Origin of the sequence: Delftia sp. WY8, from assembly GCF_018437695.1 — a bacterium.
Lineage (GTDB): Bacteria > Pseudomonadota > Gammaproteobacteria > Burkholderiales > Burkholderiaceae_C > Comamonas > Comamonas tsuruhatensis.
Window position 1 is genome coordinate 3,547,187 of the sequence record NZ_CP049795.1, and the last position, 13,823, is coordinate 3,561,009.

The window sequence follows — 13,823 nt, forward strand, 5'->3', positions numbered from 1 at the left end:
GATCAGGCCACCTGCGGCAGGTCCTGCGGCCGGTCCGACAGGCTGTAGCCCACGCCGCGCACGGTGTGGATCAGCGCAGGCTCGAAGCCCTTGTCCACCTTGCCGCGCAGGCGGCTGATGTGCACGTCGATGACATTGGTCTGCGGGTCGAACCGGTAGTCCCACACCGACTCCAGCAGCATGGTGCGCGTGACGATCTGGTGCGCGTGCTGCATCAGAAAGGCCAGCAGGCGGAACTCGCGCGGCTGCAGGGCCAGCGGCTGGCCCGCGCGCTCGGCGCTGCGCGTGAGCAGGTTCAGCCGCAGGTCGGCCAGGCGCATCTCGCGCGCAGGGGCCGGGATCTGGGCGCGGCGCACCAGGGCCTCCAGGCGTGCCGAGAGTTCGGAGAAGGCAAAGGGCTTGGTCAGGTAGTCGTCGCAGCCGGCCTTGAGGCCGCGCACGCGCTCGTCCGTGGCCGACAGGGCGCTGAGCACCAGCACCGGCGTCTGCTTGCCCATGGAGCGCAGCGTCTGCAGGATCTGCAGGCCGTCGAAGCCGTTGGGCAGCATGCGGTCGAGGATGATCACATCCCAGCTCTCGCCCACGGCCATGGCGATGCCCTGCACACCATCGCTGCACACCGCCACCTGCGCGCCCTGCTGGCGCAGGCCTTCGGCGATGTAGCGCGCGTTCAGCGCGTCGTCTTCGATGATGAGATAGCGGTACATGCGGGCGGCAGGGCCTGACTCGAAACTGAGGCAGACACTATACGGCGCGCCAGACTCCGCCGAGATCGGTGGGGGTGCCGGCATGTTGACCACCTCTTTCCAGCTAGGGGCAGGGCCGCGCGGCATCCCAGAGCACCGCGCCGCATGAAACCGTCAGGGCGCAGCCCACATCGGCAGATCGCCGCTGGCCACGCGCACCTGCCACTCGGCCAGCATCATTTCCTTGACCAGGTCCAGGTGCTCCAGGCGGTGCTCGTTGATCGATCCCAGCGAATCGATCAGCTCCAGGATGGAGCCCTGGCCCAGCTTGTAGGCGTCCTGGGCCATCTGGTTGAGCGGCGCGATCTGCGCCAGGCCCTGCTTTTCGTAGGCGCGCACGGCATCGCGGCGCAGCTTCAGCTGCCTGATGGCGCGCTGCAGCTCGGTACGCGCCTCGATCAGCGCGGCGTCGTAGCGCAGCTGGGCCTGCTCGGCCTCCACCTGGGCACGCGCGATGGGGCCTTCGCGGCGATCGAACAGCGGCAGCTCCACCGACACGCCGATCTGGTTGTAGTTGCCGTCCAGCCGGTTGCGCACCCGCGCCACGCTGATGCTGGGCGTGGGCAGGGCTTCGCGGCGTTCCAGCTCGACCTTGTGGCGCAGCTGGTCCAGCTCGGCCTGGGCGGCCACCAGGGCCGGCAGGCGCAGGCGCGCGGCCTCCCAAAGTTCCTGCTCGTGCAACAGCTGGGCCACGGGAACGGCCTGCAGGCTGCCCGTGGCGCGCGGTGCCCACTGGGGCAGGGCGGCCAGGGCGGCGGCGTGCGAGGCGGCATCCTGCCAGTCCGACTGGGCCTGGCTGACCTGCATGGCCATCTGGGCCTGCTGCAGGCTCAGGCGCGCGCCGTCATAGCGGCTGCGCGCACCGGCCTCGATCTGTCCGCGCACGATATTGCCCGCGCTGTTCAGGGCCTCCTGCGCCTCTTGCCAGACCTTCAGGCGCTGCTGCGTCATCAGCAGATCAATGAAGGCCGTGGCTGCATCGTTGAGCGTGGTGGCCACGGCCACCTCGACATTGGCGCGCGCCGCCGTCTCGCCCTTGCGCGCGTTCTCCATGCGCAGGCGCCGCTGGCCGAAAATGGGCAGCGGCTGCTCTATGCCCCACTGCTTCTCGCCCGGCTTGCTGCTGTACGACGCCGAAGGATTGGGAAACGCCGCCGCCGTGCGGCTGTCCGCCTGCGCAATCCCGATCTGCAGCCGCTGCGCAGCCAGCTGGGGCTGGTTGCGCACCACCATCTGCAGATACTCCTGCATCCCCACCGGCTGCTGCGGCGCAGCCGCCGGAGCCACCTCGGAGGCAGGCGCCGCAGTGATGGCCGGCACAGCCGCCCCGCCCGGTACAGCGGGTACAGCGGGTACAGCCTGCTGCGCAAGCGCACAACCCGCCCCGCAGCACAGCGCCACAGCCACAAACAGGGCCCGATAACGGGCGCTGCCTGCAAAACCGGCGCGACCAAAAGCCAGGGACGCCGAGCAAGAGCCGCCTCGCGGCGAGGGCGTCGTCCCCCCCGCGAAGCGAGAGGGGGAAGCGGCGAAGCCGCTCAGGGGGCTATCACTCTTTTTCATCGAGTTCTTCCTGCGTCAACATGTTCTTGGGGCCCAGCAGCGCATAGAGCACGGGCAGCAGCACCAGGGCCACCAGGGGCAGCACCACCATGCCGCCCACGATCACGGAGGCGAAGGGCTTTTGCGTCTCGCTGCCCACGCCCGTGGACAGCGCCATGGGCAGCAGGCCCAGCAGCGCCAGCAGCGCCACGAGCACGATGGAGCGCATGCGCTCGGCAGCGCCCTCGACCAGGGCCTGCATCATGGGCATGCCTTGCCGTCGCAGCTCCTCCACGGCCGAGATCACCAGCAGGCCGGCCAGCGCCACCTGTCCCAGCAGCGCGATGAAGCCGATGGCCGCGCTGATGGACAGCTCGATGCCCGCAAAGTGCAGGGCCGCGATGCCGCCCACCATGGTGAAGGGCGCGCACAGCAAGATGATGCCGGCGCTGCGCGCCTGGCCCAGCGCGCCGAACAGCAGGGCGTAGACGATGATCAGCGACAGCGGCACCACGATCTTCAGGCGTGCGGCCGCGCGCTGCTGGTTCTCCCACTCGCCGCCCCAGACGGCCTGGTAGCCCTCGGGGATCTTCACGTTCTTCTTGAACGTGGCCAGCGTGTCCTTGACCACGGAGCCGATGTCGCGGCCTTCCACGTTGAACTTGAGCGCCATGTAGCGCGCATTGCCTTCGCGGAAGATGGAGGAGTTGCCGATCTTGATGGCCACCTGGCCCACGGAGTGCAGCGGCACCGAGCCGCCCGCAGCGCCATTGGGCAGGGGGATGGCGATGTTGCGGATGCGTTCCTCGTCCATGCGGTCCACGTAGGGCAGGCGCACGCGCACGGGCACGGGGTACTCGCCTTCCCACAGCGTGGTGGAGATGTTGCCGGCCAGCGCGGCCTCCAGCGTCTTTTGCGCGGTCTCCATGGCAATGCCCTGGCGCGCCAGCGCCTGGCGGTCGAACTCCACGTGCACCTGGGGCGCAGGCGCGTCGCGGTACAGGCCCAGGTCGACCACGCCGTCGATGTCCTTCACCAGGTCCACGGTCTGCTGCAGGATGGAGCGCAGCTGCGGAATGTCGGGGCCGAAGACCTTGAGCACCACCTGGCCGCGCGCGCCGGACGTCGATTCCTCCACGCTGTCGCGGATGGGCTGGGCGAAGTTGAACGACACGCCCGGAATCTCGCTGAGCGTGGCGCGCATCTGCTCGATGAGCTGGGGCTTGGTCAGGCCCTTGCGCCATTCGCCGTGGCCCTTCAGGCGCACCAGCACCTTGGCCAGGTTCAGCGTCTCGTTGTCGGTGCCGGACTCGGGACGGCCCTGCTCGGTGGTGACGGTGATGACCTCGGGGAAGGTCTTCAGGCGCAGGCGCACGTCGCGCAGCACTTCCTGGCCCTTTTCCAGCGAGATCGATGCCGGCATCTGCACCAGCACGTAGGCGTCGCCTTCATCGAGCTCGGGCAGGAATTCCGTGCCCAGCCAGGCGGCCGACAGGCCGGCCGCCACCAGGATGGCCAGCGAGGCGACCACCACCATGACACGGCGCCGCCCGGCGCCCAGCAGGCTGCCGATCCAGTGCTGGTAGCCGTGGTGCGCGCGGTCGAAGATCTTGGGCTCTTCCACCATCACGTGCTGGGGCTTGAGGAACAGCGCGCACAGCGCCGGCACCAGGCCCATGGCGAAGACCAGGGCACCCAGCAGCGCGAAGCTGTAGGTCATGGCCAGCGGACGGAAGATGCGGCCCTCGATGCTTTCCAACGAGAACACGGGGATCAGCGCCGCGATCACGATGGCCATGGCGAACAGCGTGGGCTTGGCCACGGCCACGGCCGAGTCGATGATGATGTGGCGCATGTCCGCCTGCGTCTGCGGCTTGCGCAGGCGGGCGTTGCGGATGATGTTCTCGGCCAGCACCACGGCGCCGTCCACCATGATGCCGAAGTCGATGGCGCCCATGGAGATCAGGTTGGCCGGCATGCCCAGCAGGTGCAGGCCGATGAAGGCCACCAGCAGCGACAGCGGGATCACCGTGGCCACGATCAGCGAGCCGCGCAGGCTGCGCAGGAACAGCCACAGCACGCCCACGATCAGCGTGGCGCCGAACAGCAGGTTGTGCTGCACCGTGCCCAGCGTGTGGCCGACCAGGTCGGAGCGGTCGTAGTTGGTCTCCATGTGCATGCCCTCGGGCAGGCCGCCGTCATTGAGCGCGGCCACCTTGGCATGGATCTGGTCCAGCACCACCGAGGGGTTCTCGCCGCGCTTGAGCAGCACGATGCCCTGGACCACGTCGTCGGCATCGTCCATGCCCACCGAGCCCTGGCGCGGCGTGTGCGACTGCACCACGCGCGCCACGTCGCCAATGGTCACGGGCGCGCTGCCGCGCATGGCCACGACCACGCCCTGGATCTCCTGCGGCGTGCGCAGCAGGCCGATGCCGCGGATGATCAGCGACTGCTCGCCGCGGCGCATCAGGCCGCCGCCCACGTTGCGGTTGGACTTGGACAGGGCATCGCTCACGTCTTCCAGCGACAGGCCCAGCGCATACAGCTTCTCGGGATCGACCTCGACGTGGTACTCCTTGACGAAGCCGCCGATGCTGACCACGTCGGCCACGCCCTGCACCTGCTTGAGCACGCGCACCACGCGCCATTCCTGCTCGGTGCGCAGCTGCGCCAGCGTGTGGCGGTCGCTCTTCAGGCGGTAGTAGAAGATCTTGCCCAGCGGCGTGTAGTCGGGCGCCATCTCGGGCGTGACGCCGTCGGGCAGATTGGCCTGGGGCAGGCGCTGCGACACCTCGGCGCGCGCATGGAAGCTGTCGGCCTCGTCATTGAAGACGAGGTTGATCATGGCCAGGCCGAAGTAGCTCTCCGAGCGCAGCGACACCAGGCCCGGCGTGCCGTTGAGCTCGCGCTCCAGCGGCTGGGTGATCTGGCGCTCCACCTCCTCGGGGGCCAGGCCCGGCGCCTGGGCAATCACGCCCACCTGCACATTGGTCACATCGGGATAGGCCTCGATGGCCGTGTGCAGGTACGAATACACGCCATAGATGGCGATGATCAGGGTGGCGCACAGGGCGACGAGCCGCCGGTGCACCACAAACGCTATCAGGGAACGCAGCATTGATGGGACTCCTTGCCGCGATCAGAGCAGCTGGCTGGCTGCGCCGTCGAGCAGCAGGCCACCGCGCACGACGATCTTCTCACCCGACTTCAGGCCCGACACCACGGGCACCATGCCGCGCGAGGGCCGGCCCAGCACCACGGTGCGGGCCTCGAACTGCAGCTCGCCGGTCTGCACGAAGACGATGCTGCGGCTTTCATCCTTGATGAGCACGGCCGTCACGGGGATCAGCATCTCGTGCTCGTTGGAGACCTGCAGGCCCACGCGCGCCTGCATGCCGGAACGCAGCACGGGGTTTTGCGCATCGAGCTGCACGATGACGGAGGCGCGGCGCGATTCCTTGTCCAGCGTGGCGCCCAGGTGGCGCACCGTGCCGGTCAGGGGCTTGGGCAGCTGCGGCACATCGACCTGCACGGCACTGCCCAGGCGGATGCCGGGCAGATCGCTTTCGAAGACATCGGCCACCACGTTCATGGCGGCGGGATCGCCGATCAGGAACAGCTCGCCGCTGGGCTCGACCGAGGCGCCGACCACGGCCTTGCGCTCGGCCACCACGCCGGCGCGCGGCGCACGCAGCACCAGCCGGTCGCCGCCGCCTTGCCCCAGCAGCGCCGACGTGCCCTGGGCACGCGCCAGCTCCTGGGCCGACTCGCGCAGCTTTGCCTGGGCCGCGCGCAGATCCACCTCCACGCCCACGCCCTTGTCCACCATGGTCTGCTGGCGCCGCACTTCCACGGTGGCCACGTCATGCGCGCTGCGGGCAGCTTCCACTTCGTAGCGCACGCGCAGCGCCTCGGGGCTGACCAGGGTGGCCAGCTCGTCGCCGGCCTTGACGATGTCGCCCACGTGGGCACGCACGGACACCACGCGCGCGGCCAGCGGCACCGAGACGGTGGCCACGCGGTCCTCGGCAAAGGTCACGCGCGCCGGCGCCCAGGCCATCTGCGTGCCCTGCGGATCGGCCACCGCGGCGATGTCCAGCATCTTCAGCGACTCGGGCTTGACCCGCACCACGCCGGCGGGCGCGGGTGCCTGCGCGGCAGGCTCGTTCTGTGCCGATGCCTTGGATGCATCGCAGCCCGCCACAAGGCAGGCCACGGCGATGACGGCGCATGCCGAGGCCGCCGGAAACCGGGCTGCCGTGGGCAGGCCCGCAAGTGTCTTGATCATTCTTGCCCCTTCAATCCATGCTTGGAGCGCAGGGACTGCAGCGAGCCGACCCTTGTCTCCTGAGATGAAACAGATGCTAGAAAACGCATCTTCCGGCGTGCGTGAAGCCTTCATTACCGTTTGGTAAGGCACTCGCATGCCCTGGGCTCGCCCCCGGGACCTGTCCCCGGCGGGGATGGTCTGTGCCTTTGCCGGACTTTTGCGAGATCCGGCGCGGTCCGCGGCGCACAGCCTGCGCGGTCCCGCACCTGCCGCCTGGCGTGGGACCCAGGCCAGGCCGCAGCGGCGGCAGACCTGTGGATATCCCGGGGAAAAATGCGCCCTGCAAAGCCAGAGATCTGCACAGTCCCTGTTTTCCACAGTGGTGACAACTTCCATCACCTTCTGCAAATTGCAGCAAACCTGAATCCGCGAAAATTTCGTTGCAAATCAACGATGAATCGCGACAATCACTCCATCAATCCACAGGCATGCCAACAGCATGCACACAAAATTGACCACAGGCCGCACACCCTGGCAGCTGTGGGCAAGACTGTGGATGCAGCCACGCGCACAGCCATCAACGGCCATGGGAACAATCCAGGAACAGCCGGTGGACAGATGTCCATCCCGGCCACCGATACCCACCTGTACGCACATGCGATTGGCGGGTGCAGTGATCCATATGACGTGCAGCTTGTAGGCTGTACGGCATACGAAAAACGCGCTTTGTGCGCTGTATTCCATAAGATTTCGCATCTTATTTAATACATATCACTGTACGAATACTTATAAACAGACGGACCAAAGTGATCCATCTGGTCGAAATACGCCGAAATGCATGAAAAAAAATGGGCTGACCAAGCCCTGAAATCCTTCGATGACGTGGTCGGAGCCATCCCGGGGTTCCGAAATCGTGAGGGGCAGCGAAAAATGGCAGCCCAGGTCGCGCAGACCTTGAGCCAGGCCCAGCTGGGAAAAATCGATGAGGGCGCGCCGGAGCCCACCCGGTCCATTGCCGTGGTGCAGGCCGGAACGGGGGTGGGCAAATCGCTGGCGTACAGCATTCCCGCCATTTCGATGGCGCTGGCGCGCGGCACCCGGGTGCTGATTTCCACGGCCACCGTCGCCCTGCAGGAACAGCTGGTGAACAAGGATCTGCCCGCGCTGGCCCAGCAGCTGGAGCAGCCTTTCAAGTTCGCGCTGGCCAAGGGGCGGGGCCGCTTTGTCTGCAAGCTCAAGCTGGAGCGGCTGGCCAGCACCGGCGAGGCCCAGGACGAGGATCTGGACGATCTGTTCGCCGAGGAAAAGGCCCAGGCCCAAAGCCGCGTGGCACGCCCGGCCCTGGAGCTGGAGGCGCGCATGCAGTTCTACAAAAGCATGGCCAACGCGCTGGCCAGCCAGGCCTGGGACGGCGACCGCGACTCGCTGGAAACCCCGCCCGAGGCCGAGGCCTGGAGCCCCGTGGCGGCCGAATCCTCGTCCTGCACGGGCAAGCACTGCCCGGCCTTCAGCAACTGCGTCTACTACGAGCGCCGCAAGGACCTGGTGGCCGCCCAGGTCATCGTGGCCAACCACGATCTGCTGCTGTCCTCCCTGGGCGCGCGGCTGCTGCCCGAGCTGGACAACTGCCTTCTGGTGCTGGACGAAGCCCACCATCTGCCCGCCACGGCGCTGGGCCAGTTCGCCGGCGAGATGGACCTGAGCCGCCTGGGCTGGATAGACAAGCTGACCAGCCGCGCCCTGCGCGTGAATACCCTGGTCGAAGTGGAGGAGCTGGCCGACCTGCCCAGCCATGCAAGCCAGCTGCGCCAGCAGCTGCAGGAACTGGCGCGCCTGGTGATGGAGCTGTACGGCGATACGCTCAAGTCACAAAAGGACAGCTGGGGGCCGGCCCGGGTGCGCGTGCCGCGCGGCATGCTGCCCGAGCCCCTGCTGGAGCCGCTGGGCAGGGCGGCCCACCATGCCAACAGCTTTCTGGACGCGCTGCGCGCCATCTCCAAGGCGCTGCGTGCCGCCATCAAGGACAATCCAGAGGAAGCACGCAGGCTGTCTACAGCTTATGCACAGGTTGGCGCACTGGCACCCCGCCTGGAATCCGTCTATGACACGGCCCAGTTGCTGATGCAGCAGCCGGCGCAGGATGACGACAGTAGCCGCGTACCCAATGCCAAATGGTTCACGTTGGAGACAGATGGCGAGTACATCGTGGTCAAGGCCCATGCCAGCCCCATCCTGCCCGGAGCCACGCTGCGCCACCATCTGTGGTCCCAGGTGCGCGGCGCGGTGCTCACGTCGGCCACCCTGACCAGCTGTGGACAATTCGACTTCTTTTTGCGCGAGGCAGGCCTGCACGACGATGCGGCCGTGACCACGCTGGAAGTGCCCAGCCCCTTCGACTACGCGCGCCAGGGCACCCTGGTGGCGCGCGAGACCGTGGCCGACCCCAAGGAGGCCGCCCGCTTCACCCAGGAGATGGTGGACGCGCTGCTGGGCGACCTGTCCCGTGTGCAGGCCGGCGCCCTGGTGCTGTTCACCTCGCGCGAGCAGATGCGCCTGGCGGTGGATGCGCTGTCCACGGCCATGCGCTCGCAGGTGCTGGTGCAGACGGCCATGCCCCGCGCCCTGCTGCTGGCACGCCACCGCGATGCCGTGGAGATGGGCGAGCCCTCCATCATCTTCGGCATGCAGTCCTTCGGGGAGGGACTGGACCTGCCCGGCGCACTGTGCGAGTCCCTGTTCATCACCAAGCTGCCCTTTGCCCCGCCCGATGACCCCGTGGGCGAGGCCCGCGCCGAATGGCTGCGCAGCAGCGGCCGCAACCCCTTCAACGAACTCGTGGTGCCGGCCACGGCGATACGGCTGGCCCAGTGGGTGGGCCGCGCCATCCGCACCGAGGAAGACCAGGCCCATGTCTACTGCTATGACCGGCGCCTGGTGAACACCAGCTATGGCCAGCAGCTGCTCAAGGGCCTGCCGCCCTTTGCCCTGCAGCGCCGCCCGGCACGCTGAGACGAAAGCTGTGGAAAGAACGGGGAAACCAGCCCCTCTCCGTTTCATCCACCTTCCCCCATCCACACAAGCCCTTGATTTCAGGCAATTTTCCTGAAAACCATCCTCCCGATTGCCCACAGGTCATTTGCACACAGCCTGTGGGCAACTTCACTCCACGGGATCCGTTCATGCATGCGGCGCCCGGCAACAGGTTCAAAGGACCTGCACGACCTCGCAGGCCACACCTGCCGACACCCCCGTAGATCACGGCCCACAGGCCATCAGGCGGCCCCAGGAAGCGCTTTGGCGCCCCTGCAGGGGTCCTGGCATCTGCCTGGTGTTTGCGCTGTCTGCGGGCCGTTGGAGAGACGGCCTGATTCCCATCCTTTCTCCCTGCAGTGCTGCAGCCATCACTTTTCGTGATTGCCCTTGCCAGTGCTGGATCAGCTGCTCCTGATTCGGATGCACAGGCCGCTTGCAGGGCCCAGATCAAGGATTGAATTTTTTTGAATGAACAACGGCGGCCTCTGGCGTGTCGGCATGTGCCCGTGCGAGAGACGCCGTTTCCTCGAAGTTTTCCCTGGTTGTTCACAGCCTGGCGTGAAAAAGGCCGTCGTTCACCTGCATGCCAACCGGGTGACGGGTGACGTCTTGTCTTCATGAGCAAGGCCATCGCCCAGGAGGCTTGCGGATTTTTTGCAGGCAGGCGCGCCAATTTCGCTGGAGCGCAGTCCTTCTTTGCACATGCCTGGCTCCAGCCAAGCTCACGCGTCTGTTTTTTTGGCAAACCTGGCTGCCTTGGCTTCCCGGCGTGACTTCGCCTTTGGTTGTTCTTTGATCTTCTTATAAAGAATAGTCGTAGTAGTAGAGGCATGATATCTCTGTGGATAACTGCCATTACCTTAAAAAAAACAAGGATCTAGCGTACTGAAAAACATGTGGTCAACGCCCTGTTCCCGGTGTCTTGCCAACGGGGATAGATTGCATGTCACGGATTTTTCTGTGGATAACTTGAAAGTTGATCATCTTCTATCCACAGTTTTGCATGGCAGGCTTTTTTTGTGATGTTTTTTCGTAAGTTATTGATTTAAAAGAAATTTAAGCGTTTACCACTCAGAAGGCAGACCTGTGATGCATGGATGAACACAGGGTCTGACCATGCTGTGATCTGTTGACAAGCAGCTTTTCCTGGGCAAGGGGGCTGCTTTTTTTATCCAGATCGGCGTTCGTGCTGTGAAAAACCGAGCTCGGCTGTTATTCCTATTTCCTCTATTTTTTGATTAGTAGTAGTAGTAAGTGAAGCGCTTAATTGTTGATAACTGATTTTTCACATGGAAAATCAATAATTTATGAGTATGCAAACCCTGTGGTGGATGCTGCCTTGCAACTGCACCCGTTTTGGGAACAACTTTCCGCGATGCATCCATCGTGTGGATAAGCATGGATTTACAAGGTTTTTATACCCAGGTTTTTCCACAGGCCCGCAGCGGGCAAAAAAAGACCACCTCGCGGGTGGTCGGGGCTGGGCTGCAGCGATGGTCAGAAATGGTGGGCGTAGCGCAGCTGCAGGAAGTTTTCGCCGGGGTTGGGCTTCTTGATGCCAGCGTTGGAATGGTGCTCCAGCCTCAGCACCAGTTCATGCTGGCCTTGGTTGCCAAACAGGTAGCCCACGCCGATATGGGTGGCGAAGTTGTAGCGGGTCGGGAATTCCTTCTCGTCCGTGACGTAGCGCCGGTTCAGTGCCCAGCTCAGACCCACGCCGGTTTCTGCAAACCAGGGCGACTGTCCGTTGCTGCCACGCCAGCGCAGCGTGGGATTGATGCCCACCACCCAGGTGCTGCGGTGGCTGCCTTCCAGGGGGGCGGACCATCGCGCGCCCCAGATATCCCAGTAGCCGCTGAGCTGGCCGCCCCACAGCGCATGGCGCCAGTTGCGCCAGGGCACGGTAACGCCCAGGGTCCAGCTGTCGGCGCTGCGCTCGGCCGCGCCATATTGCAGGTACAGGGAAGGGGTGGATTCCGGCGCCAAGGATTGCGCCTGGGTCGCCATCGGCAGGACAGCGCCTGCGAAGGCCAGCATCACGGTCGCTGCCAGGCGTGCTGGCGGATGGATGCGTGCCTTGGCGAGGCGCTGGTAGCTGGATGGCGTCGTTTGAATGATTTTGAGGGCCATGATCTTCTCCGGGGGCGGCACACGTTGCTGTGCCTGTAACACTCTAGGGAGGCTGGTGAAGACCGGGGCGTCAGCAAAAAAGCCCTTGCACTGTCGGTCGCCCGACAAGGCGTCCGTGCAAGGGCTGGCTCAAGCAATCCGGCTGCCCGCCGGTGGCAGGCAGGCCAGGCTGGCGCTTACTGGGCAGGTGCCGGGGCAGGGCGGGCCTGGCCGCTCTTGTGGTCATGGCGCGGGCCGTGGCCCATGCCGTGGTGGCCAGGGTGTCCCTTGTGCAGCGTGGCGGCATCGAAGGTCTTTTGCTGGTTGGCGTCCAGCTGGGCGTAGAAGGCCTTGGTGGCTTCGCCGCGGCGATCGGCATCGGCCGCGCGCTGGGCGCGCATTTCACGCATCTTGTCGATGCGCTGGGGCGTGGTCAGCTTGGCGAAGTCCTCGCGCTCCATGCGCTGGGGACGCTCGCCGGGCTTGAAGGTGGCCGCATAGGTGTTCCATGCGGTCTCCTGGGCCGGCGTGAGCTTGAGGTCGGCCTTGAGCTTTGCGATGCGCTGCTGCATGTGCTCGCGGCGCTCGCCGGGCTTGTGCATGGGACGTTCGGGCTTGGGCGTGGTGGCTGCAGCCGGTGCTGCCGGCGCGGCGGTCTGGGCGTACGAGGGCAGGGCGAACGAGGCCAGCAAGGCGGTGGCAGCTGCGGCGCTGGCGAGGGTGCGGCGGAAGGTGGTGGTCATTCCAAAATCCTTTCTGGAGAGGGTGACTGAAGGCCGCCGTCAAGGCACTTGGCGGGCCCTGTGCAGCGGATGGTTGAAGTGTGGTCGTCCGATGTATCGGGGCCGTGTGGTTTTGCGCAGGGCTTGTAAAGAATTGACAAGCTTGTGCAGCGCTGTCCGGCGCCAGGCATGCACAATGGCCGGGCGGGGCGCCAAGGCATGGCGCCCCTGCTGTTTTTTCAGTTTTCTCCCTCTGGATGGAGGCGGCGCAGCCCGGTGTTGCACACCCTCTTGCGGCACGGCCGCAGTCCGTCCGAGCAAAGGTTCGCTATGTTCAAAAACATGATCGTCTATCGCATTGCCGAGAGCTGGCAGGGCGATTTGCAGCAGCTTGAAGAAGCCCTGGGCAAGAGCCCGTTTGCCGAGTGCGGCGCCACGCAGGAGCGCAGCGCCGGCTGGGTGCCGCCGCGCGGCGAGCCCCATGGCCCGCTGGCCGAGTCCGTGGCCAATCAGTGGGTGATGCGCTTCATGACCGAGGCCAAGATGCTGCCGGCCAGCGTGCTCAACCGCCGCGTCAACGAGAAGGCCGCCCACATCGAGGCCACCGAAGGCCGCAAGCCCGGCAAGAAGGAAAAGAAGGAGCTCAAGGACGAGGCCAAGCTGGACCTGCTGCCCATGGCCTTCACCAAGCAGGGCTCCATGTGGGTGTGGCTGGACCCGCAGGCCCGCACCCTGGTGCTGGACACCGGCAGCCAGGCGCGCGCCGACGAGGTGGTCAGCTCGCTGGTGGAGGGCCTCACAGGCTTTGCGCTGGCCCTGGTCGATACGCAGACCAGCGCACAGGCCGCCATGGCGCACTGGCTGACCACGCAGGAAAGCCCGGCCGGCTTTTCGATTGACCGTGAATGCGAGCTCAAGGCCGCCGACGAATCCAAGGCCGTGGTGCGCTATGCGCGCCATCCGCTGGACATCGACGAGGTGCGCCAGCACATCGAGCACGGCAAGCTGCCCACGCGCCTGGCGCTGACCTGGGACGACCGCGTGAGCTTTGTGCTGACCGAGGGTCTGCAGATCCGCAAGATCGCGCTGCTCGATGCCGTGATGGAAGGCCAGTCGCAGGACGACGGCGGCTTCGATGCCGACGTGGCGATTGCCACGGGCGAGCTGTCCAGGCTCATCCCCGATCTGATCGAGGCGTTGGGCGGGGAAGGGCGCACGGGCCTGGGCCAGGATCTTCCCGCATCGCTGCAGACGCCTGCTGCCCACGCTCCCGCGACGGCACCGCGCGCAGCGGCATCGGGCCGTGGAGCGCTGACGGGGCCGGCCACGGCACCCGTGGACACGGCGCCTGAAGAAGCGCCGTTCTGAGCCAGCAGCAAGGCACCCGGGCCGGCAATG

8 protein-coding genes are annotated in these 13,823 nt (G+C 65.9%); 2 read left to right on the top strand and 6 right to left on the bottom strand.

Annotation, left to right across the window (positions count from 1 at the left end):
* Positions 1-2: 2 nt before the first annotated feature.
* The 4 genes from G4D77_RS16400 to G4D77_RS16415 form a co-directional block, all read right to left on the bottom strand.
* The gene (locus G4D77_RS16400) at positions 3-707 is read right to left on the bottom strand and encodes a response regulator transcription factor (protein ID WP_017407046.1); all 705 of its coding nucleotides are present in this window, start codon (positions 705-707) and stop codon (positions 3-5) included.
* Between the two features lie 153 nt (positions 708-860).
* Positions 861-2,309, bottom strand: a complete 1,449-nt coding sequence (locus G4D77_RS16405) for a TolC family protein (protein ID WP_193726185.1) — start codon at positions 2,307-2,309, stop codon at positions 861-863.
* Positions 2,296-5,409 (bottom strand): efflux RND transporter permease subunit, encoded by a 3,114-nt coding sequence (locus G4D77_RS16410; RefSeq protein WP_154832958.1) that lies wholly within the window; start codon positions 5,407-5,409, stop codon positions 2,296-2,298. Before G4D77_RS16410 ends, G4D77_RS16405 begins: the two co-directional genes overlap by 14 nt.
* 21 nt (positions 5,410-5,430) lie before the next feature.
* Positions 5,431-6,579 carry an efflux RND transporter periplasmic adaptor subunit gene (locus G4D77_RS16415; protein WP_016454185.1) on the bottom strand — a complete coding sequence of 383 codons (1,149 nt, stop codon included), beginning with the start codon at positions 6,577-6,579 and terminating at the stop codon, positions 5,431-5,433.
* A gap of 816 nt (positions 6,580-7,395) precedes the next feature.
* On the opposite strand from G4D77_RS16415, the gene dinG reads away from it, so the two are divergent.
* Positions 7,396-9,570: an ATP-dependent DNA helicase DinG gene (gene dinG / locus G4D77_RS16420; RefSeq protein ID WP_154832960.1), complete on the top strand. Its 2,175-nt coding sequence runs from the start codon at positions 7,396-7,398 to the stop codon at positions 9,568-9,570.
* Positions 9,571-11,091: 1,521 nt separating this feature from the next.
* Here the strand turns inward: dinG and G4D77_RS16425 are convergent.
* Both G4D77_RS16425 and G4D77_RS16430 read right to left on the bottom strand, forming a co-directional pair.
* On the bottom strand, positions 11,092-11,724 hold the full coding sequence (locus G4D77_RS16425; protein WP_034365435.1) for an acyloxyacyl hydrolase: 633 nt from the start codon (positions 11,722-11,724) through the stop codon (positions 11,092-11,094).
* Positions 11,725-11,900: 176 nt separating this feature from the next.
* Positions 11,901-12,446, bottom strand: coding sequence for a Spy/CpxP family protein refolding chaperone (locus tag G4D77_RS16430; protein WP_016447272.1), 546 nt, complete (start codon positions 12,444-12,446; stop codon positions 11,901-11,903).
* Between the two features lie 309 nt (positions 12,447-12,755).
* Between G4D77_RS16430 and G4D77_RS16435 the strand changes: the two genes are divergently transcribed.
* Entirely contained in the window at positions 12,756-13,793 is a 1,038-nt protein-coding gene (locus G4D77_RS16435; protein WP_016447273.1) for a recombination-associated protein RdgC, read from the top strand.
* Positions 13,794-13,823: the final 30 nt, after the last annotated feature.

Coding starts and splice junctions, on each gene's coding strand:
- G4D77_RS16400 (WP_017407046.1), bottom strand. CDS start 707: ATGTACCGCTATCTCATCATCGAAGACGACGCGCTGAACGCGCGCTAC.
- G4D77_RS16405 (WP_193726185.1), bottom strand. CDS start 2,309: ATGAAAAAGAGTGATAGCCCCCTGAGCGGCTTCGCCGCTTCCCCCTCT.
- G4D77_RS16410 (WP_154832958.1), bottom strand. CDS start 5,409: ATGCTGCGTTCCCTGATAGCGTTTGTGGTGCACCGGCGGCTCGTCGCC.
- G4D77_RS16415 (WP_016454185.1), bottom strand. CDS start 6,579: ATGATCAAGACACTTGCGGGCCTGCCCACGGCAGCCCGGTTTCCGGCG.
- dinG (WP_154832960.1), top strand. CDS start 7,396: ATGCATGAAAAAAAATGGGCTGACCAAGCCCTGAAATCCTTCGATGAC.
- G4D77_RS16425 (WP_034365435.1), bottom strand. CDS start 11,724: ATGGCCCTCAAAATCATTCAAACGACGCCATCCAGCTACCAGCGCCTC.
- G4D77_RS16430 (WP_016447272.1), bottom strand. CDS start 12,446: ATGACCACCACCTTCCGCCGCACCCTCGCCAGCGCCGCAGCTGCCACC.
- G4D77_RS16435 (WP_016447273.1), top strand. CDS start 12,756: ATGTTCAAAAACATGATCGTCTATCGCATTGCCGAGAGCTGGCAGGGC.